This is a genomic window from Streptomyces sp. NPDC001530 (assembly GCF_042894545.1).
Classification (GTDB): Bacteria; Actinomycetota; Actinomycetes; order Streptomycetales; family Streptomycetaceae; genus Streptomyces.
Genome location: NZ_JBIAVS010000006.1, coordinates 347,198 through 368,161, shown reverse-complemented (window position 1 = coordinate 368,161; position 20,964 = coordinate 347,198). Strand labels below are relative to the sequence as shown.

The 20,964-nt window shown below is 70.2% G+C and carries 18 protein-coding genes; 1 reads left to right on the top strand and 17 read right to left on the bottom strand.

The features are described 5' to 3' along the window. Window positions 1-37 precede the first annotated feature (37 nt). From carB to pyrR, 6 genes are all read right to left on the bottom strand, one after another. The gene (gene carB, locus ACFY0T_RS14560; RefSeq protein ID WP_388869096.1) at window positions 38-3,346 is read right to left on the bottom strand and encodes a carbamoyl-phosphate synthase large subunit; all 3,309 of its coding nucleotides are present in this window, start codon (window positions 3,344-3,346) and stop codon (window positions 38-40) included. Beyond that, on the bottom strand, window positions 3,339-4,481 hold the full coding sequence (carA, locus tag ACFY0T_RS14555) for a glutamine-hydrolyzing carbamoyl-phosphate synthase small subunit (protein ID WP_388869093.1): 1,143 nt from the start codon (window positions 4,479-4,481) through the stop codon (window positions 3,339-3,341). Before carA ends, carB begins: the two co-directional genes overlap by 8 nt. After that, complete coding sequence (locus tag ACFY0T_RS14550; protein ID WP_388869409.1) at window positions 4,478-5,020, bottom strand: hypothetical protein; 543 nt, start codon at window positions 5,018-5,020, stop codon at window positions 4,478-4,480. The genes carA and ACFY0T_RS14550 overlap by 4 nt, the downstream gene beginning before the upstream one ends. Window positions 5,021-5,034: 14 nt before the next feature. Further along, window positions 5,035-6,321: a dihydroorotase gene (locus ACFY0T_RS14545; protein ID WP_388869090.1), complete on the bottom strand. Its 1,287-nt coding sequence runs from the start codon at window positions 6,319-6,321 to the stop codon at window positions 5,035-5,037. 4 nt (window positions 6,322-6,325) lie between these two features. After that, a complete protein-coding gene (locus tag ACFY0T_RS14540; protein WP_388869088.1) occupies window positions 6,326-7,360 on the bottom strand; it encodes an aspartate carbamoyltransferase catalytic subunit in 1,035 nt (344 codons plus the stop codon). Window positions 7,361-7,448: 88 nt separating this feature from the next. After that, on the bottom strand, window positions 7,449-8,039 hold the full coding sequence (pyrR, locus tag ACFY0T_RS14535; protein ID WP_388869085.1) for a bifunctional pyr operon transcriptional regulator/uracil phosphoribosyltransferase PyrR: 591 nt from the start codon (window positions 8,037-8,039) through the stop codon (window positions 7,449-7,451). Between the two features lie 253 nt (window positions 8,040-8,292). On the opposite strand from pyrR, the gene bldD reads away from it, so the two are divergent. Further along, complete coding sequence (bldD, locus tag ACFY0T_RS14530) at window positions 8,293-8,793, top strand: transcriptional regulator BldD (protein WP_067366005.1); 501 nt, start codon at window positions 8,293-8,295, stop codon at window positions 8,791-8,793. 182 nt (window positions 8,794-8,975) lie between these two features. On the opposite strand, the gene nusB is transcribed toward bldD, so the two are convergent. The 11 genes from nusB to mltG form a co-directional block, all read right to left on the bottom strand. Next, entirely contained in the window at window positions 8,976-9,410 is a 435-nt protein-coding gene (gene nusB, locus ACFY0T_RS14525; RefSeq protein ID WP_388869083.1) for a transcription antitermination factor NusB, read from the bottom strand. Between the two features lie 2 nt (window positions 9,411-9,412). Further along, window positions 9,413-9,979 (bottom strand): elongation factor P, encoded by a 567-nt coding sequence (gene efp, locus ACFY0T_RS14520; RefSeq protein WP_369245219.1) that lies wholly within the window; start codon window positions 9,977-9,979, stop codon window positions 9,413-9,415. Window positions 9,980-10,040: 61 nt separating this feature from the next. Beyond that, entirely contained in the window at window positions 10,041-11,147 is a 1,107-nt protein-coding gene (locus ACFY0T_RS14515; protein ID WP_388869079.1) for an aminopeptidase P family protein, read from the bottom strand. A gap of 117 nt (window positions 11,148-11,264) precedes the next feature. After that, the gene (locus tag ACFY0T_RS14510; RefSeq protein ID WP_388869076.1) at window positions 11,265-12,167 is read right to left on the bottom strand and encodes a Pro-rich N-terminal domain-containing protein; all 903 of its coding nucleotides are present in this window, start codon (window positions 12,165-12,167) and stop codon (window positions 11,265-11,267) included. A gap of 317 nt (window positions 12,168-12,484) precedes the next feature. Further along, the gene (aroB, locus tag ACFY0T_RS14505; RefSeq protein WP_388869073.1) at window positions 12,485-13,576 is read right to left on the bottom strand and encodes a 3-dehydroquinate synthase; all 1,092 of its coding nucleotides are present in this window, start codon (window positions 13,574-13,576) and stop codon (window positions 12,485-12,487) included. After that, window positions 13,573-14,055, bottom strand: a complete 483-nt coding sequence (locus tag ACFY0T_RS14500; protein WP_388869407.1) for a shikimate kinase — start codon at window positions 14,053-14,055, stop codon at window positions 13,573-13,575. The genes aroB and ACFY0T_RS14500 overlap by 4 nt, the downstream gene beginning before the upstream one ends. 29 nt (window positions 14,056-14,084) lie before the next feature. Next, a complete protein-coding gene (gene aroC / locus ACFY0T_RS14495) occupies window positions 14,085-15,269 on the bottom strand; it encodes a chorismate synthase (protein WP_388869070.1) in 1,185 nt (394 codons plus the stop codon). 214 nt (window positions 15,270-15,483) lie between these two features. Next, entirely contained in the window at window positions 15,484-15,942 is a 459-nt protein-coding gene (locus ACFY0T_RS14490; protein WP_388869067.1) for a (2Fe-2S)-binding protein, read from the bottom strand. Between the two features lie 14 nt (window positions 15,943-15,956). After that, window positions 15,957-18,164 (bottom strand): molybdopterin cofactor-binding domain-containing protein, encoded by a 2,208-nt coding sequence (locus tag ACFY0T_RS14485; protein ID WP_388869064.1) that lies wholly within the window; start codon window positions 18,162-18,164, stop codon window positions 15,957-15,959. Between the two features lie 173 nt (window positions 18,165-18,337). Continuing rightward, window positions 18,338-19,177, bottom strand: a complete 840-nt coding sequence (locus ACFY0T_RS14480) for a shikimate dehydrogenase (RefSeq protein ID WP_388869061.1) — start codon at window positions 19,175-19,177, stop codon at window positions 18,338-18,340. Beyond that, a complete protein-coding gene (gene mltG, locus ACFY0T_RS14475) occupies window positions 19,158-20,930 on the bottom strand; it encodes an endolytic transglycosylase MltG (protein WP_388869058.1) in 1,773 nt (590 codons plus the stop codon). The genes ACFY0T_RS14480 and mltG overlap by 20 nt, the downstream gene beginning before the upstream one ends. Between the last annotated feature and the right edge of the window lie 34 nt (window positions 20,931-20,964).

The window sequence follows — 20,964 nt, the reverse complement described above, 5'->3', positions numbered from 1 at the left end:
GAGGGGGACACCGTTTCCGATGTCCCCCTCAGGGCTGCTAGTCGCGGGCCGCGGTCAGATGCTCGGCGTGTTCCTGCAGTGAACGCACGCCCACGTCACCGTGGTTGAGCGCGTCGATGCCCTGGACGGCGGCGGCGAGCGCCTGAACCGTCGTCAGGCACGGCACGGACCGGGCCACGGCGGCCGTACGGATGTCGTAGCCGTCGAGGCGGCCACCGGTGCCGTACGGCGTGTTGACGATGAGGTCGACGTGGCCGTCGTGGATGAGCTGGACGATGGTCCTCTCGCCGTTCGGGCCCTCGCCCTCGCTCTGCTTGCGCACGACCGTGGCGTTGATGCCGTTGCGCTTGAGCACCTCGGCCGTGCCGGACGTGGCGAGCAGCTCGAAACCGTGGGCCACGAGTTCACGCGCCGGGAAGATCATCGAGCGCTTGTCGCGGTTGGCGACGGAGATGAAGGCGCGGCCCTTGGTCGGCAGCGGGCCGTATGCGCCCGCCTGCGACTTGGCGTACGCCGTGCCGAACACGGAGTCGATGCCCATGACCTCGCCGGTGGAGCGCATCTCCGGGCCGAGGACGGTGTCCACGCCACGCCCGTGGATGTCGCGGAAGCGCGACCACGGCATGACGGCCTCCTTGACGGAGATCGGCGCGTCCAGAGGCAGTTCGCCGCCGTCTCCGACCGCCGGCAGCAGCCCCTCGGCGCGCAGCTCGGCGATGGTCGCGCCCAGCGAGATCCGGGCGGCGGCCTTCGCCAGCGGCACCGCGGTCGCCTTCGAGGTGAAGGGCACGGTGCGCGAGGCACGCGGGTTGGCTTCGAGGACGTACAGGATGTCGCCCGCCATCGCGAACTGGATGTTGATCAGTCCGCGCACGCCCACGCCGCGGGCGATGGCCTCCGTCGAGGCCCGCAGCCGCTTGATGTCGAACCCGCCGAGCGTGATCGGCGGCAGCGCGCACGCCGAGTCGCCGGAGTGGATGCCGGCTTCCTCGATGTGCTCCATGACGCCGCCGAGGTAGAGCTCCTCGCCGTCGTACAGCGCGTCGACGTCGATCTCGATCGCGTCGTCGAGGAAGCGGTCGACCAGCACCGGCCTGGAGGGGCTGATCTCGGTCGACTCGGCGATGTACGAGGACAGCCGCGTCTCGTCGTACACGATCTCCATGCCGCGCCCGCCGAGCACGTACGAGGGCCGTACGAGGACGGGGTAGCCGATCTCGTCGGCGATGGCCTTGGCCTCGGCGAAGGTCGTGGCCGTGCCGTGCTTGGGGGCCGGGAGACCGGCCTCCGCGAGGACCCGTCCGAAGGCGCCGCGGTCCTCGGCGGCGTGGATCGCCTCGGGCGAGGTCCCCACGACCGGCACGCCGTTGTCCTTGAGCGCCTGCGACAGACCCAGCGGGGTCTGGCCGCCGAGCTGCACGATCACACCGGCGATGGGACCGGCCTGCGCCTCCGCGTGGACGATCTCCAGCACGTCTTCGAGCGTCAGCGGCTCGAAGTAGAGGCGGTCGGACGTGTCGTAGTCGGTCGACACCGTCTCCGGGTTGCAGTTGACCATCACGGTCTCGTAGCCCGCGTCGCTCAGCGCGAAGGAGGCGTGGACGCAGGAGTAGTCGAACTCGATGCCCTGGCCGATGCGGTTCGGGCCGGAGCCCAGGATGATGACGGCCGGCTTCTCGCGCGAGGCGACCTCGGTCTCCTCGTCGTACGAGGAGTAGAAGTACGGCGTCTTGGCCGCGAACTCGGCGGCGCAGGTGTCGACCGTCTTGTACACCGGGCGCACGCCCAGCGCGTGCCGCACCTCGCGCACGACGTCCTCGCGCAGCCCGCGGATCTCGCCGATCTGGACGTCGGAGAAGCCGTGCCGCTTGGCCTCGGCCAGCAGTTCCGGGTCCAGCTTGTCGGCGGCGGCCAGCTCGTCCGCGATCTCCTTGATCAGGAACAGCTGGTCCACGAACCACGGGTCGATCTTCGTCGCCTCGAAGACCTCCTCGGGGGTGGCGCCCGCGCGGATGGCCTGCATGACGGAGTTGATGCGCCCGTCGGTGGGCCGCACGGCCTCGCGCAGCAGCTCGGCCTTGTCGCCGGGCTCGCCCACGAAAGTGAACTGGCTGCCCTTCTTCTCCAGCGAGCGCAGCGCCTTCTGCAGCGCCTCGGTGAAGTTGCGGCCGATGGCCATGGCCTCGCCGACGGACTTCATGGTGGTGGTGAGGGTCGAGTCGGCGCTCGGGAACTTCTCGAAGGCGAACCGCGGAGCCTTGACGACGACGTAGTCGAGCGTCGGCTCGAAGGACGCCGGGGTCTGCTCGGTGATGTCGTTCGGGATCTCGTCGAGGGTGTAGCCAACGGCGAGCTTGGCCGCGATCTTGGCGATCGGGAAGCCGGTCGCCTTGGAGGCGAGGGCGGAGGAGCGCGACACGCGCGGGTTCATCTCGATGACGATCACGCGACCGTCCTCGGGGTTCACCGCGAACTGGATGTTGCAGCCGCCGGTGTCGACGCCGACCTCGCGGATGACGGCGATGCCGATGTCGCGCAGGATCTGGTACTCGCGGTCGGTGAGCGTCATTGCCGGGGCGACGGTGATCGAGTCACCGGTGTGCACGCCCATGGGGTCGAAGTTCTCGATGGAGCAGACGACCACGACGTTGTCGTGCTTGTCGCGCATCAGCTCCAGCTCGTACTCCTTCCAGCCGAGGATGGACTCCTCCAGGAGCACCTCGGTGGTCGGCGACAGCGTCAGCCCCTGTCCGGCGATGCGGCGCAGCTCCTCCTCGTCGTGCGCGAAGCCGGAGCCGGCGCCGCCCATGGTGAAGGAGGGACGGACGACGACGGGGTAGCCGCCGAGCGTCTCGACGCCCTTGATGACGTCGTCCATCGTGTGGCAGATGACCGAGCGTGCACTCTCGCCGTGCCCGATCTTGCTGTGAACCGCGTCAACGACCAGCTTGAACTGATCGCGGTCCTCACCCTTGTGAATCGCTTCCACATTGGCGCCGATGAGCTCGACGCCGTACTTCTCCAGGACACCGTTCTCGTGCAGGGAGATTGCGGTGTTGAGCGCCGTCTGACCACCCAGGGTGGGCAGCAGGGCGTCCGGCCGTTCCTTGAGGATGATCTTCTCGACGAACTCCGGGGTGATCGGCTCGACGTACGTGGCGTCGGCGATCTCCGGGTCGGTCATGATCGTCGCCGGGTTGGAGTTGACGAGGATGACGCGCAGACCCTCGGCGCGCAGGACGCGGCACGCCTGGGTGCCGGAGTAGTCGAACTCGGCGGCCTGGCCGATGACGATCGGGCCGGAGCCGATGACCAGGACGGACTGGATATCGGTGCGCTTAGGCACGCTGGCCCTCCATCAGGGATACGAAGCGGTCGAACAGGTAGGCGGCGTCGTGCGGGCCTGCTGCCGCTTCGGGGTGGTACTGGACGCTGAAGGCCGGCTGGTCGAGCAGTTGGAGGCCCTCCACCACGTTGTCGTTGAGGCAGACGTGGGAGACCTCGGCGCGGCCGTAGGGGGTGTCGGACACCTTGTCGAGCGGGGCGTCGACGGCGAAGCCGTGGTTGTGTGCGGTGACCTCGACCTTGCCGGTCGTACGGTCCTGCACCGGCTGGTTGATGCCGCGGTGGCCGTACTTCAGCTTGTAGGTGCCGAAGCCGAGCGCGCGGCCCAGGATCTGGTTGCCGAAGCAGATGCCGAAGAGCGGGGTCTTGCGGGAGAGCACTTCCCGCATGACCGCGACCGGACCGTCGGCGGTGGCCGGGTCGCCCGGGCCGTTGGAGAAGAAGACTCCGTCCGGGTTCACAGCGTAGACGTCCTCGGCCGTGGCGGTCGCGGGCAGCACGTGCACCTCGATGCCGCGCTCGGCCATCCGGTGCGGGGTCATGCCCTTGATGCCCAGGTCGACGGCGGCGACGGTGAAGCGCTTCTCGCCGATCGCGGGGACGACGTACGTCTCCTTGGTGGCGACCTCGGCGGCGAGGTCCGCGCCCTGCATCTCGGGCGCCTGGCGTACCTCGGCGAGCATCGTGCCCTCGTCGGGGAGCGCGTTGCCGGAGAAGATGCCGACGCGCATGGCGCCGCGCTCGCGCAGATGGCGGGTCAGGGCGCGGGTGTCGATGCCGCTGATGCCGACGACGCCCTGGTGACGCAGCTCCTCGTCCAGCGAGCGCTTGGCCCGCCAGTTGGAGGGCACGCGCGCGGGGTCGCGTACGACGTAACCGGAGACCCAGATGCGCTTCGACTCGGGGTCCTCGTCGTTGACGCCGGTGTTGCCGACGTGCGGGGCGGTCATCACGACGACCTGGCGGTGGTACGACGGGTCGGTGAGGGTCTCCTGGTAGCCGGTCATGCCGGTGGAGAACACCGCTTCGCCGAAGGTCACCCCCACGGCCCCGTAGGCACGGCCGCGGAAGGTCCGGCCGTCCTCCAGGACGAGTATGGCGGGAACCTTCGCGGCTCCCCTGGTGGAGGTCGTCATCGTGCGCCTTCCGTCTTGTTGATCATGCTGTTCAGGGTGTCGACCCACTCGTTGTGCTCGGCCGCGCGGTCCGAACGGAAGCCGGAGTCGAGCAGTTTGTCGCCGTGCGCCCAGGTGACGACGAGCAGTCCGCCCTCGGTGAGGACCTTGCCGGCGATGCCCTTGTCGAGCCGGGCCTCGCGCAGCGCGTCCGCCGGGACGAAGAAGTCGGTCGCGCCGGGGCGTACGACGTCCAGTCCCGCGTCCGTCAGCGTGAGCTCGACCCGGCTGCGGGTGCCCAGGCCGTGCGCCACGATGCGGTCGAGCCACTGCCCCGCGGTGGTGGAGCCGTGGTAGCGGCCGCTCATCGTCAGTTTCGCCGGACCCGGCTCGGATGGCGCGGCAGGCAGCTCGGGCAGGTCTCCCTGGAGGGTGCCGCGCCACTTCCAGCCCTCGCGCATCAGCCAGTAGACGAGCGCGACGAACAGGGCGAGGCCGACGAGCCAGCCGGCCCGGGCGGCCCAGTCGGTCACTTCCGCCGACTTCTGTTCGGCGGCCATCGAGATGAGAGGTGTCACGCGAGCTTCCCGTCGACGAGGGTGGCCTTGCCCCGCAGCCAGGTGTGCGTGACCCGGCCCGGCAGCTCACGGCCCTCGTAGGGGGTGTTGCGGCTGCGCGAGGCGAAGCCCGCGGGGTCCACGGCCCCACGGTATGCCGTGTCGACCAGGGTGAGGTTGGCGGGCTCACCTGCCGAGACGGGACGGCCGTGGCCCTTCGCCTGCCCGATCCGCGCGGGCTTGACGGACATACGGTCCGCGACACCGGCCCAGTCCAGCAGCCCGGTTTCGACCATCGTCTGCTGCACGACGGACAGCGCGGTCTCGAGCCCCACCATGCCCATGGCGGCCGCGGCCCACTCGCAGTCCTTGTCCTCGTGCGGGTGCGGGGCGTGGTCGGTGGCGACGATGTCGATGGTGCCGTCGGCGAGCGCCTCGCGCAGCGCCATGACGTCACGCTCGGTGCGCAGCGGCGGGTTGACCTTGTAGACCGGGTTGTACGTGCGCACCAGCTCGTCGGTGAGGAGCAGGTGGTGCGGGGTGACCTCGGCGGTGACGTCGATGCCGCGGGACTTGGCCCAGCGCACGATCTCGACCGAACCGGCGGTCGACAGGTGGCAGATGTGCACCCGCGAGCCGACGTGCTCGGCGAGCAGGACATCCCGGGCGATGATCGATTCCTCGGCCACCGCCGGCCATCCCCCGAGCCCCAGCTCGGCGGAGACGACACCCTCGTTCATCTGGGCGCCCTCGGTGAGGCGGGGCTCCTGCGCGTGCTGCGCGACCACGCCGCCGAAGGCCTTCACGTACTCCAGGGCCCGGCGCATGATCACCGCGTCGTCGACACACTTGCCGTCGTCGGAGAAGACGGTCACCCCGGCGGCGGACTCGTGCATCGCACCCAGCTCGGCGAGCTTCTTGCCCTCCAGGCCGACCGTGACGGCGCCGATGGGCTGCACGTCGCAGTAGCCGTGCTCCTGGCCGAGCCGGTAGACCTGCTCGACCACACCGGCGGTGTCGGCGACCGGGAAGGTGTTGGCCATGGCGAACACGGCCGTGTAGCCACCACTGGCCGCCGCCCGCGTACCGGTCAGCACGGTCTCGGAGTCCTCACGGCCGGGCTCGCGCAGATGGGTGTGCAGGTCGACGAGCCCCGGCAGGAGCACCTTGCCCTCGGCCTCGACGACCTCGGCGCCCTCCGCGCTGAGGCCGACACCGACCTGGGCGATCGTCTGACCGTCGATCAGGACGTCCTGCGGCTCGCCCCCGAGCACCTTCGCACCACGGATCAGGATCTTGCTCATGTTCTTACTTCTCCTCGTCCGCGGAAACGGTGTGCGCGGAGCGCTCGTTGGAAGGCTGGTGGTGGGAGACGGGCGGTCGGGTGTGGGTGACGGCGGGCTCGTTGCCGCCGAGAAGCAGGTAGAGGACCGCCATGCGAATGGAGACACCATTCGCCACCTGCTCGACGACGGTGCAGCGCTCGGAGTCGGCGACCTCGGCGGTGATCTCCATGCCGCGGACCATCGGGCCGGGGTGCATCACGATGGCGTGCTCGGGCATCTTCGCCATGCGGTCGCCGTCGAGGCCGTAGCGCCGCGAGTACTCGCGCTCGGTCGGGAAGAACGCCGCGTTCATCCGCTCGCGCTGCACGCGCAGCATCATCACCGCGTCGGACTTGGAGAGCGTGCTGTCGAGGTCGTACGAGATCTCGCAGGGCCAGGACCCGACGCCGACCGGCACCAGGGTCGGCGGAGCGACGAGGGTGACCTCGGCGCCGAGGGTGTGCAGCAGGTCGACGTTGGAGCGGGCGACCCGGCTGTGCAGGACGTCGCCGACGATCGTGATGCGCTTGCCGGACAGGTCCTGGCCGATCCCGGCGTCCCGGCCGACCAGGCGGCGGCGCATGGTGAAGGCGTCGAGCAGGGCCTGCGTGGGGTGCTGGTGGGTGCCGTCGCCGGCGTTGATGACGGCCGCGTCGATCCAGCCGGAGGTGGCGAGCCGGTACGGGGCTCCGGAGGCGCCGTGCCGGATGACGACGGCGTCGACGCCCATGGCTTCGAGGGTCTGGGCGGTGTCCTTGAGGGACTCGCCCTTGGAGACGCTCGATCCCTTGGCGGTGAAGTTGATGACGTCCGCGGAGAGGCGCTTCTCGGCGGCCTCGAAGGAGATCCGGGTACGGGTCGAGTCCTCGAAGAAGAGGTTGACCACGGTGCGGCCGCGCAGGGTCGGCAGCTTCTTGATCGGCCGGTCGGCGACCCGGGCCATCTCCTCGGCGGTGTCGAGGATCAGGACGGCGTCGTCGCGGGTGAGGTCGGCGGCCGAGATGAGATGACGCTGCATCTGTCAGGCTCCGTAAGGCAGTTCAGGTGGGGAGATTTCGGGCGCGCGGGCGCGCGGAGGGCGTACGACAGTGACGTACGCAGGCGTGCTACTGCTGCGCGCCCGGAGAGGTCCGCTTCGCGCCGAGCAGCACGGTGTCGCGACCGTCCTCCTCGGCGAGCTGGACCTTGACCGTCTCCCGCAACGACGTGGGGAGGTTCTTGCCGACGTAGTCGGCGCGGATGGGCAGTTCGCGGTGGCCGCGGTCGACGAGGACCGCGAGCTGCACGGCGCGCGGGCGGCCCATGTCGTTCAGCGCGTCGAGCGCCGCGCGGATGGTGCGGCCGGAGAAGAGCACGTCGTCGATGAGGACGACCAGGCGGCCGTCGATGCCGTCACCGGGAATCTCGGTGCGGGCCAGCGCACGCGGCGGGTGCATGCGCAGGTCATCGCGGTACATGGTGATGTCGAGGGAGCCGACCGGGATCTTGCGGTCGGTGATCTCTTCGAGCTTGTCGGCCAGTCTGCGGGCCAGGAAGACGCCCCGGGTCGGAATGCCGAGGAGCACCACGTCGTCCGCGCCCTTGGCACGCTCGACGATCTCGTGGGCGATGCGGGTCAGCACCCGCGCGATGTCGGGGGCCTCCAGAACGGGCCGCGCATCGGCTTCGTACTGCTGCTTGTCCTGCTCTGTGTCCATACGAAACGGACCTCCTTCTCCGCCTCACGGGACGGATCATTAAAGGACGTCGGAATTGCGCCATCCACGGTACCAGCCCGGCAACGCGCCTGATCACATCCCTTTGAGCCACCGCCGGTGACTCCCACGGAAGGGTCGGTCAGGACCATTCGGCTTGACGGGGAAGAGTAACGCTGCGTAACCTCACAGTGAGTCACCAGAGTCACCAGCCGCGCGGCGGAGCCGCACGTTGATACAGCGTCCGGGGAGCTATATGTCCAGCGAATACGCCAAACAGCTCGGGGCCAAGCTCCGGGCCATCCGCACCCAGCAGGGCCTTTCCCTCCACGGCGTCGAGGAGAAGTCCCAGGGACGCTGGAAGGCGGTCGTGGTCGGTTCGTACGAGCGCGGCGACCGCGCCGTCACCGTACAGCGCCTCGCGGAGCTGGCGGACTTCTACGGGGTTCCGGTACAGGAGCTGCTGCCGGGCACCACGCCGGGCGGGGCCGCCGAGCCGCCGCCGAAGCTGGTCCTGGACCTGGAGCGGCTGGCCCACGTGCCGGCCGAGAAGGCGGGTCCCCTCCAGCGTTACGCGGCGACGATCCAGTCGCAGCGCGGTGACTACAACGGCAAGGTGCTGTCGATCCGCCAGGACGACCTGCGCACCCTCGCCGTCATCTACGACCAGTCGCCCTCGGTCCTCACCGAGCAGCTGATCAGCTGGGGCGTCCTGGACGCGGACGCGCGCCGCGCCGTCTCCCACGACGAGGGCTGATCCCTTAGGACAGCTGAGCAGAAACGTGCCGCCGGGGTGGCCGGAACCGAGTGGTTCCGGCCACCCCGGCGGCTTTCTGCGGGCCTCGGGAGCCTCCTGGGTACGGGAACGCCGGAGGGCCCGCAGCGGACGTGCTGCGGGCCCTCCGGCGTTCTCGTACGTCGTCTTCGGGCGTCGTACGACTAGGCCTCGTCCCGGCGGAGCGACGGCTTCAGGTCCTTCAGCCGGCCCAGCAGGCCGTTCACGAACGAGGGCGACTCGTCCGTGGAGAACTCCTTCGCCAGCTGCACCGCCTCGTCGAGCACCACGGCGTCCGGGACCTCGTCGACCCAGATCAGCTCGTAGGCGCCGAGGCGCAGGATGTTGCGGTCGACGACCGGCATCCTGTCCAGCGTCCAGCCGACGGCGTACTGCGCGAGCAGCTCGTCGATCCGGGGCGCCTTCTTGGCGTAGCCCTCGACCAGCTGCATCGTGTACTCGCTCACCGGCGGCTGCCGGGTGTCGGTCCGGGAGTGCCGGATCCAGTCCGCGAGGACTGTCAGGACGTCCGCGCCGCGCTGGTCGCCCTCGAAGAGGATCTGGAAGGCGCGCTTGCGGGCCGTGTTGCGGGCAGCCACGGTTAGCTGTTCACCCGGCCGAGGTAGTCGCTGGTGCGGGTGTCGACCTTGATCTTCTCACCGGTGGTGATGAAGAGCGGGACGTTGATCTGGTGACCGGTCTCCAGGATGGCGGGCTTGGTGCCACCGGTGGAGCGGTCGCCCTGGACGCCGGGCTCGGTCTCCTGGACGACCAGCTCGACGGCGGCCGGCAGCTCGACGAAGAGCACCTCGCCCTCGTGCTGCGCGACCGTGGCGGTGAAGCCCTCGATCAGGAAGTTGGCGGCGTCGCCGACGGCCTTGCGGTCGACCATCAGCTGGTCGTAGGTCTCCATGTCCATGAAGACGAAGTACTCGCCGTCCATGTACGAGAACTGCATGTCGCGCTTGTCGACAGTGGCCGTCTCGACCTTGACACCGGCGTTGAACGTCTTGTCGACGACCTTGCCGGAGAGCACGTTCTTGAGCTTGGTGCGCACGAAGGCAGGGCCCTTGCCGGGCTTGACGTGCTGGAACTCGACGACGGACCAGAGCTGGCCGCCTTCGAGCTTGAGCACCAGGCCGTTCTTGAGGTCGTTCGTGGAAGCCACGGTTGCGGAATCTCCTGGACTGACGTGGACGACCCCGGCGCACGCGCGTAGCTCGAGAAAGCTAGAGCGCGAGCAGCTCCTTGGTCGTGATGGTGAGTAGCTCGGGTCCGCCGTCCGCCTCAGGGCGTACGACGAGCGTGTCATCGATCCGGACACCGCCCCGGCCCGGGAGGTGGACCCCCGGTTCGACGGTGACCGGCACACAAGCGTCCAGTTTACCCATGGTCGCGGGGGCCAGCTGCGGGTCCTCGTCGATTTCGAGCCCCACACCGTGCCCGGTCAGCGGTGGAAGACCTTCCGCATATCCCGCGGAGTCCAGCACCTGGCGGGCCGCGCGGTCCACGTCACGGTAGGCGGCGCCGGGTGCCAGCGCCTCCCGTCCGGCACGCTGGGCGGCGAAGACCAGGTCGTACAGCTCGATCTGCCAGTCGGCGGGCGAAGTGCCGATCACGAAGGTACGGCCGATCTCGCAGCGGTAGCCGCGGTAGGTCGCGCCCAGGCAGACGGAGAGGAAGTCGCCCTCCTCGACGCGCCGGTCGGTGGGCCGGTGGCCGCGCCGCCCCGAGTTCGGGCCGGTGCCGACCGAGGTCACGAAGGCCGGGCCGTCGGCGCCGTGGTCGACGAGGCGGCGCTCCAGCTCCAGGGCGAGATGGCGTTCCGTACGGCCGACCAGGATGGATTCGAGGAGCTCGCCCAGGGCCTGGTCGGCGATCTCGGCGCCGATCCGCAGACAGGAGATCTCCTCCTCGTCCTTGATCACCCGCAGCTGTTCCACCGCACCGCCCAGGTCGGCGAGGCGCAGCCGTGGGGCCACCGAACCGATGGCGCGGTGCCGGGCCACGGTCAGGTGGTGCTCCTCGACCGCGAGGGACTCGGCGCCCTGGCCGGCGGCGACATCGGCGGCGGCGACGGCCGGATCACCGCCGGCGCGCGGCAGCACCTGCACGCGCAGCGCGTCGTCGGGGCGCCCTTCGTCGGCCTCGCCGCTCGGCGGGCCGACGCACAGCAGGAGATCCTCGCCCCTGCCGAGCAGGAGCACGGCGTGGCGCGGGGCCGCGCCGGCGAGATACCTCACGTTGGCCGGGCGGGTGACGAGCGCCGTCGCGCTGCCGGCCGCCGTACAGCGCTCCCGGAGCCGCTCTCTGCGGGCTGCGTACACCTCTGACATGAACCGAGCGTACGAGCGGTGGCCGGATGTCGCCGGTTCAGAGGGGCCGGACGTGTGGGCGAGGGGCCGTACAGGCGGAGCGGGGGACGTACTGAAGGTGCACGGCTGCGGCAGGGGTCACCACTGCGGCGGGCTCGCGATCGACCTGGCCAGCACGTCGTCGAGGACGCGGGCCGTGGCCGGTACGTCGAGCTGTGAGTTGTCGATGATGGGCAGCCCCGAGCCGTACCAGCCGGCCATCCGGCCGTGGATGCGGGCGACTTCCTCGTCGGTGAGGCGGCGGTTTCCGGAGCGCTCGGCGTTGCGCTCCAGGACTATCTCCAGGCCGGGGAGGAGGACGACCGGCAGCAGGCCGGGGCCGACATGGCGCTTCCAGCCGCCGAGGCCGACGACCGGGCGGTCCGGGAAGACGGCGTCGTCGAGGATGCAGGAGATGCCGTTGGCCAGGAAGTTCCGTGCGGCGAAGCCGCAGGTGCGGCGGGCGAGACGATACTGCGCCTCCGAATGGTCGTTCCACCCCGACTGCGGGTCCGCGAAGCCCGAGCGCACCCATTCGCGTACGTCGTCGAGGCTGATGTGGGCGGTGGGGACCCGGCGGTGGTCCGCCCAGTACTTGGCGACGCTGGTCTTTCCGGCTCCGGCGGGGCCGATGAGCAGCACCGCGAGCGTGGTGGCCGTGGGGTCGGTCGCGCCCGCGGCGGGCGGCGGCGACGGCATGGCCACGGGGCCGCCCGGGGGCAGCTGCACATGCCCGGTCGTATCCGGTGTGGGCGGGACGGGGGCGTGGTGCGCGGGCTGCGCGGGGGCATGATGCGGAGGCTGCTGCGGAGCGTGGTGCTGGGGCGCGTGATGCGGGACCTGCGTGGGAGGGACCCCGGGAGGCACGGGCGCTCCGGTGAAACCGGGAGCGGGTGCGGGACCCGGGTGTCCCGGGTGCTGTCCGGCCGGTGACCAGTCGGCGGCCGGTCCGTGCCCCGGCTGGTGGGGCGGCGGCAGCGGAGCCCCCACTGCGTGCTGCATCCGGTGCCACTCCATCTCGTGTCTTCTGGCTCATTCGCCTCCGGGACGCCTCAGCCGGTGTCGCGAGCCCGACCGTGCTCAGCCCTTCGGGCCTCCGCGCGCTCGGCCTCTCGGCACCGACGCGTCCCTTCAGCTCACTCGCGGCAGGCAACTGGCGCTGGCGAGCAGGGCCTGGGTCCCGCTCGCTACCGAACGGTACCTTCCCCGGCCGCCGTTGTGTGAACGGCCGGGGAACGAGCGAAGTGCCCGTGAGTGAGAGGCAAAACGGGTCAAGTATGGGCCCGTTGGGTGTTACCCGCCCAGCACGCCGGGGGCCGTCACTCCCCGACTTCGCCGTACGCGGCGAGGAGCACGGCCGGGTCCGGGCCCTCCAGGACCGTCGGCTTGGCGAGCCCGTCGAGAACGATGAAGCGCAGCAGGTCGCCGCGGGACTTCTTGTCGACCTTCATGTTCTCCAGGAGCTTGGGCCACTGGTCGTAGCGGTAGCTCAGCGGGAGACCCACGGATTCGAGGATCGTGCGGTGGCGGTCGGCGGTCGCGTCGTCCAACCGGCCCGCCAGACGGCCGAGTTCGGCGGCGAAGTGCATGCCGACGGAGACGGCCGCGCCGTGCCGCCACTTGTAGCGCTCGTTCTTCTCGATGGCGTGCGCGAGGGTGTGCCCGTAGTTGAGGATCTCGCGCAGCCCCGACTCCTTGAGGTCGCCGGAGACGACCTCGGCCTTGACCTTGATGGAGCGCTCGATGAGCTCGGCGGTGTGCGGGCCGGCCGGGGTGCGGGCTGCCTGCGGGTCCTCCTCGATCAGCTCCAGGATCACCGGGTCGGCGATGAATCCGGCCTTGATGATCTCCGCGAGCCCGGAGACGAAGTCGTTGACCGGCAGCGAGTCGAGCGCGACCAGGTCGCACAGGACGCCGGCGGGCGGATGGAAGGAGCCCACCAGGTTCTTGCCCTCGGCGGTGTTGATCCCGGTCTTGCCGCCGACCGCCGCATCCACCATGGCGAGCACGGTGGTGGGGACGGCGATCCAGCGCACCCCGCGCAGCCAGGTCGCCGCGACGAAACCGGCCAGATCGGTGGTGGCGCCGCCGCCGACCCCGACGATGACGTCGGTGCGGGTGAAGCCGGACTGACCGAGCGCCTTCCAGCAGTAGGCGGCGACCTCGACGGTCTTGGCCTCCTCCGCGTTGGGCACCTGGATGGCGACGGCCTCGTAGCCCTGTCCGGCCAGGTCGGCGCGGAGCGCCTCGCCGGTCTCGGCGAGCGCCTCGGGGTGGACGACCGCGACGCGCTTGGCCTTGTCGCCGATCAACCCGCCGAGCTCACCGAGGAGTTGACGGCCGACCAGGACCTCGTAGGGGTCGGTGCCCGCGGTGCCGCCGACCTGGATACGGGTCACTGCCTCGCTCATGCTTCCTTCAACTCCAGTGCGTCAAGGACCGCCTGGGCGACCTCTTCGGGGGTACGGCCGTCGGTGGGTACCACCGCGCGGGCGACTTCGGTGTACAGGTGGCGGCGCGCCTCCATCAGGTCGCGCCACTGCCGGCGCGGGTTGACGGCGAGCAGCGGCCGGGCCGCGTTGAGGCCGGTGCGCTTGACCGCCTCCTCGACGTCCATCGAGAGGTAGACGACCCGGTGCCCGGCGAGCAGCGCGCGGGTGCCCTCGTCGAGGATCGCGCCGCCGCCGAGCGCCAGGACGCCGTCGTGCTCGGCGAGCGCCTTGTGCACGGCCCTCTTCTCGATCGCGCGGAAGACCGGTTCGCCCTCGTCGACGAAGATGTCGGCGATGGTGCGGCCCTGCTCGGCCACGATGTCGTCGTCCGTGTCCCGGTAGGCGCAGCCGAGCCGCTCCGCGACGAGCGCGCCCACCGTGGATTTGCCGACCCCCATCGGGCCGACGAGGACGACGTGCGGAGCGGTCACCGCACGACCAGGTTGTCGAGGTACGACTGGACGTTGCGGTGGGTCTCCGGGACGCTGTCGCCGCCGAACTTCTCGGCCACCGCGTCCGCCAGGACGAGGGCGACCATGGCCTCGGCGACGATTCCGGCGGCCGGGACCGCGCACACGTCGGAGCGCTGGTGGTGCGCCTTGGCGGCCTCGCCGGTGGCGACGTCGATGGTCGCGAGGGCGCGCGGCACGGTCGCGATCGGCTTCATCGCGGCGCGAACGCGCAGCAGCTCACCGGTGGTCAGACCGCCCTCGGTGCCGCCGGAGCGGCCGGTGGTGCGCCGGATGCCGTCCGCGGTGTGGACGATCTCGTCGTGCGCCTTGGAGCCCGGCACCCGCGCGAGCTCGAAGCCGTCGCCGACCTCGACACCCTTGATGGCCTGGATGCCCATGAGCGCGGCCGCGAGCCGGGCGTCGAGCCGCCGGTCCCAGTGCACATGCGAGCCGAGGCCCACCGGCACGCCGTACGCGAGCACCTCGACCACGCCGCCGAGGGTGTCGCCGTCCTTGTGGGCCTGGTCGATCTCCGCGACCATCGCCTTCGACGCGTCGGCGTCCAGGCAGCGCACCGGGTCGGCGTCGAGCTTCTCGACGTCCGAGGGCTTCGGGTAGACGCCGTAGGGCGCCTTCGCCGCGGCCAGCTCGACGACGTGCGAGACGATCTCGATCCCGGCCGTCTCCTTCAGGTACGAGCGGGCCACCGCGCCGAGCGCCACACGGGCCGCGGTCTCACGGGCGGAGGCGCGCTCCAGGATCGGCCGGGCCTCGTCGAAGCCGTACTTCTGCATGCCGGCGAGGTCGGCGTGGCCGGGCCGGGGCCGGGTCAGCGGGGCGTTACGGGCGAGGTCGGCGAGGATCTCCGGGTCGACCGGGTCGGCCGCCATGACCTGCTCCCACTTGGGCCACTCGGTGTTGCCGACCATGATGGCCACCGGCGAGCCGAGGGTGAGGCCGTGCCGTACGCCGCCGAGGAAGGTGACCTCGTCGCGCTCGAACTTCATCCGGGCACCGCGTCCATAGCCCAGGCGCCGCCGGGCGAGGTGGTCCGCCACCATCTCCGTGGTGATCGGCACGCCGGCGGGAAGGCCCTCCAGCGTCGCGACAAGTGCGGGACCGTGGGACTCCCCCGCGGTCAGCCAGCGCAACCTGCTCAACGGTGCTCCTCATGCTCGCGCCCTCGTACTGCCCTGCGTACGCGCGTCCTCGCGTACGGCGACGGCGCGACCGGGTGCGCGGCCCTGGCCCGCCACCTCCGATCCTCCCACGTCTCGGCCCGGGATCCGGTCGCAGGTCCATCAGGCGGACGGACCTCGTCAGGTAGTACGACGCCGCGTGAGCCCCGGCATCACCTCGTCCGCGCCGCCGCCCTCACGCCATCCGTTCCGCCGCGCTCTTGATCGCCTCGCGGATGCGGAAGTACGTGCCGCAGCGGCAGACGTTCGCGATCTCGTCGATGTCGGCGTCGGTGGGGTTCTTGGTGCGCTTGAGCAGGGCGACGGCGGCCATGATCTGTCCGGGCTGGCAGTAGCCGCACTGGGCCACGTCCTGCTCCAGCCAGGCCTCCTGGACGGGGTGCAGCCTGTCCCCGTCAGCGAGCCCCTCGATGGTGGTGACCTCGCGGCCCGCGGCCTCGGCGACCGGGACCACGCAGGGGCGTACGGCCTCGCCGTCGAGGTGGCTGGTGCAGGCCTTGCAGACGTCGATGCCGCAGCCGTACTTGGGGCCGCGGACGCCGAGCAGATCGCGCAGCGCCCAGAGCAGGGGCAGGTCGTCGGGTGCGTCGACGGTGACGGTCTGCCCGTTGACGGTGAAGGTGTGGGAGGGCATGGGCGCTCGTGCTCCTAGCGCGGGAAGGGGGTGAAGTCGACGTCGAAGTTCACGGGGAAGCTGCGCGGCCTGGTACCGGTGGCCCGCGCGTAGGCGTTGGCGATGGCGCCGACGGCCGCCGGAACGCCCAGCTCACCCGCGCCGCCCGGCTCGTGGTCCGTCGGCAGGACAAAGATCCGTACGTCCTTCGGGGAGTCCTTCTGGCGTGCGTAGTGGAACTGCGAGTAGCTGCCTTCCAGCGGCAGCCCCTTGTCGATGTGGAGTCCTGCCCGCAGCGTGGTGGAGATCGCGTCCGTGAGTCCGCCGAGCAGCTGTGCCTCCAGTCCGCGCGGATTGATCGGCCGCCCCACGTCCGCCGCGATGACGGCCTTGGTCACCCGCGGCTTCCGGGGATCGGTGGCGTCGATCTCGACGAGACAGGCGGTGCAGGACGTGTACTCGTCGTGGAAGCCGATGCCCTGGGCCCAGCCGGACGGCAGGGTCCGCCCCCAGTCGCCTTCGCCTGCGACCTTGTCGAGGACGGCGCGCTGCCGGTCGGTCTTGAGGAAGGAGCGGCGGAACGCGACCGGATCCTGGCCGAGCTTCGCCGCCAGCTCGTCGACGACGATCTCCTCGGCGCCCCGTGTGTTGGCGGAGTACACCGAACGCCAGGAACCGGTGTGCATCTTCACCGGCACCTCGGTGAGCGCCTGGGTCGTGACACCGAAGTTGTACGGGGACTTCACCGTGGTCAGGAACAGGGTCTGCGCGAAGGTCGCGTTGCCGAGGCCGGTGGGCAGCGAGGCCGCGGCGGCGGTGATCGCGTCCCCGAGGCCGTGCCGGAAGTCGGTCTCCACCGCCGCGACCTGGTGGACGAAGGTGAGCACCTGGCCTGCCGCGTAGGTGGCGCGGATCCTGTGATGGGTCGCGGGCCGCATCCGCCCGTGCCGCGTGTCGTCGATCCGCGACCACATCAGCCGCACCGGGCGGCCGCTCTTCTTGGACACCACGGCGGCCTCCAGCGCCGCGTCGTAGAACAGCCGGCGCCCGAAGGAGCCGCCCGACTGCACCACATGGACCTTGACCTTGCTCACCGGCAGTCCGACGGCCTGCGCGATGGCCGCCTGGGCGATGATCGGCGACTTCATGCCCGACCAGATCTCGGCCCGATCGGTTCGTACGTCGGCCACGGCGGAGTTGGTCTCCATCGGCGCGTGGCTGACGAACGAGAAGTCGAACTCGGCGTCGACCTTCTGGACCAGCAGCCCGAGCAGATCCAGGGACGGCGTCGCCGCCTTCAGCTTCGCGCGGATGTCGTCGTCCGAGAGCGCGTCGACCGTGCCGCCGCCCCAGGTGACGTCCAGGGCGTTCTTGCCGTCGAGGGCCTGGCCGAAGGTCTCGGCGACCACGGCGACGCCGGTGTCGATGGTGACCACGTCGAGGACGCCGGGCATGGCGCGTACGGCCGTCTCGTTGTTGACCGACTTCACCGTGCCGTTGATGGTCGGCGGGCGGCGCACCATGCAGGGCTTGGCGCCGGGGACGTCGAGGTCGAGTGTGTACGGGTGCTTGCCGGTGACGAGTGCCCTGGCGTCGATACGGGAGGTGGGGGTGCCGACGAGGGTGTGCTCCGACTCCTTCTTGGGCGTGACGGTCAGCGAGCCCAGGTCGAAGGAGGCGGCCGCGGCCGAGAGGGAGCTGTAGGAGGCGGTGTGGCCGTCCGATGCGGTGACGATTCCCTGACGTACCGTCACGTCACCTGCGCTCAGGCCCCATTGCTTTGCGGCCGCGCCCACCATACGGGCCCGCGCGGCGGCCGCCGTGTGCCGTACGGGGTCGTACAGGGACCGTATGGAGTTGGAGCTCCCGGTCAGCTGGTTGAACAGCAACTCGGGCCGGGCGTCCTCCAGTTGGACATGTATGCGGTCGAGGGGTGTGTCCAGCTCCTCCGCCACCAACATGGCCACCGCGGTGGTCAGGCCCTGCCCGACCTCCTCCCGCGGCAGCCGGAAGTGGACGATGCCGTCCTCGTCGACAGTCAGGACGAGCATGCCCGCGGTGGGCTTGCCCGCCAGGATGAGCAGATCACCGAGGTCGACCAGATCGGCCGGTGCGGGCGGCGTGGGTATCGCCGCCTCCGCGGTGCCGGGTTCGTACGCGTCGAGACCGATCCTGGTCGCCACGGCCAAGGTGGGCGCGGCCACCAGGTAGGTGAGAAACCTGCGCCTGGCATGTCCGGTCATGGGGGGCTCCGTTCACGCGCCCGCCGCCGTCGCCGGGCCGTCCGGAGATCATTACCGAAGGTAAGCCCCCCGTTCAATAGGCGTGCGGCACCGTCCGCCCGCAGAACAGCTCAGCAAGCGGCTAGGGAACGGCGCCCACAGAGCGCCCGTCATCGTCAGGACCGAGGTGATGGCTAGCGAGCCGCCAGCGCGTGCTCGCCCGCCTTGCGCATGGCGTCGAGCGGCGCGGGCGAACGCCCCGTCATCTGCTCGACCTGGAGCACTGCCTGGTGCACGAGCAGGTCGAGACCGCTGACCACGGCACCGCCGTACGCCGACCAGCGCGCCGCGAGAGCGGTCGGCCACGGGTCGTACAGCACGTCGAAGAGCGTGGCGGGCCGCTCCGGGACGGCGCCGGCCAGCGCGTCCGTCGTGCCCGCCGGGGTCGTGGCGATCACCAGCGGCGCCCGCAACGCCTGCTCCGCGTCCGCCCAGTCCGCCGTCCGCACCTCGACGTCGAGCCGCTCACCCCACTGCCGCATCTCGGCGGCGCGCGCCTCGCTGCGGACGTACGCGACGACCTCGCCGGTGCAGACCCGCGCCAGCGCGGCCAGCGCGGAGGACGCGGTGGCGCCCGCACCGAGGATGGCGGCGGAGTCGACCTCCTCGATCCCCCGCTCCCGCAGGGCGGCGACCATTCCGGGGATGTCCGTGTTGTCGCCGAGGCGTCGGCCGTCCTCGGTGAACACCACCGTGTTGACCGCCTCGACCGAGGCCGCCGTGTCGGTGATCTCGTCCAGCAGCGGAATCACCGCGCGCTTGAGCGGCATGGTCAACGACAGCCCCGCCCACTCCGGCCCGAGTTCCCCGAAGAACCCGGGCAGCGCCTCCTCGTCGACCTCGAAACGGTCGTACGACCAGTCACTGAGGCCGAGCTCCCGGTACGCGGCACGGTGCAGCACCGGGGAGAGGGAGTGGGCGATCGGGGAACCGAGTACGGCGGCTCGGCGGGCGTCAGTTGCCCGAGCTGTCATTGAATTTTTCCTTGAGCGTCTGGAATTCGGCGTACGTCTTGGCGAATTCGGTGTTTTCCTGACCGTCCGTCGCCACGAAGTAGATCCAGCCGTCGTCCGTCGGGTTGAGGGCGGCCCTCAACGCGTCATCACCCGGGTTGCCGATCGGACCGGGAGGCAGGCCCTTTCGCGTGTACGTGTTGTACGGGTCCTTGTTGCTGTTGATCTCGGACTCGCTGATGTGGATCTTGCTCTGGCCCTTCAAGTAGTTGAAGGTCGAGTCGAACTGGAGCAGCTGGTTCGTCTCGGTGTTGGTGGACTTCAGCCGGTTGTAGACGACCTCGGCCATCTTGCGGAAGTCATCATGCGTCTTCCCTTCGGCCTGGACGAGGCTCGCGACCGTGACGAGCTGCAGCGGGTTGTCCAGGTTGAGCGCCTTGGCCTTTGTCTTGAGGTCCAACGCGTTGTACTTCTGCGTGGCCTGGGACACCATTTTCTTCAGGACGTCCTCGGGCTTCATACCCTTGGCGGCGGGATATGTGGCCGGGTAGAGGAAACCTTCCAGCGGGTCCTTGATAGAGCTGTCGCTGTTCGCCCAGGACGGAAGTCCCAGACTCTTGTATTCCTTCTTCGCGACGCCTGCGGTGGTGCCCTTGGGAAGTTCGAGTTTTTCGTCGATCTTCGTATAGACGGTCGCGTTTCGCCACCCCGGGGCGACGACCACGTTGGCCTGGCTCTTCGGATCGAGCATCAACTTGACGGCACTCGCCGCCGACATCTGTTCCCTCAGCAGATAGGCGCCCGCCTGGATCATCTGCCCGTTGGGGTTGTTCTGCTGCGCGGACACGAAGGCGTCGACGCTCTTGATGACGTCGGCATCCTTCAGCGCCTTGCCGATCGCGTAGCCGCTGGCGCCCTCGGGAATCTGGACGGTCACCTGGCCGGTGCCGTCCCCCGCGTAGTCCGGCGCTGGGCCGTAACGCTTTTGGTAGAACTGGTACCCGAAATATCCGACTCCGCCGATCCCGCCGCCGAAGACCAGCACGACCACCAGGCAGGCGCAGCCGCTGCGGCGCTTCTTGCCCTTGCTTCCGCCCTTGCCGCGGCGGTCGCCGCGGCGGGCCTTCGGGTCGTCGTCATCGAAGTCGTCGTCATCGTCGCCACCGGCGAAGAAGGCGTGTTCGCCCTGGTCGGGACCGGGATCCCAGTCCGTCTGCGGCTCGGGTTCGGCGCGCCGACGAGCGGGCGGCTCCGGCGGCGGATAGGCGTCGGGAGTGCCGTAGTAGTCGGGCTGCTCACCGTTGTACTGGCCCGCGTACGGGTCGACCGGGTCGGCCGGGTACGGGACATGCGGATGCGTCCCGGTGTTCCAGCTGCCGTCGTTGTACTGCTGCTGCCCCTGGCCGCCGTACTGCTGACCCTGGTCGTGATACTGCTGGTGACCCTGCCCCTGACCCTGACCTTGGCCCTGGCCCTGGCCCTGGTACTGGTGCTGTTCCTGGTCCGCGTACTGCGGGTGCCCCTGACCGGGGAACTGCTGCTGGCCCTGGCCGTGATACTGCTGCTGACCCTGGTCGTACCCGCCCTGCGGGCCCGTGGCCCAGTCGCCGTACTGCGCCTGCTGCTGTTGCTGCGGCTGCTGCGGATAGTGCTGCGGCTGGCCGCCGTAGGGGGACTGGCCGTCGGCGGCCTGCCCTCCCCATCCGACGTCCCCGTACAACGGGTCCTCCGGATGCCACGGTTCGGAGCCTGGGCCCCGGCCATACTCAGTCATCGATCCCCTAGAGCCGCGAGGCGGTGGCTGCTGG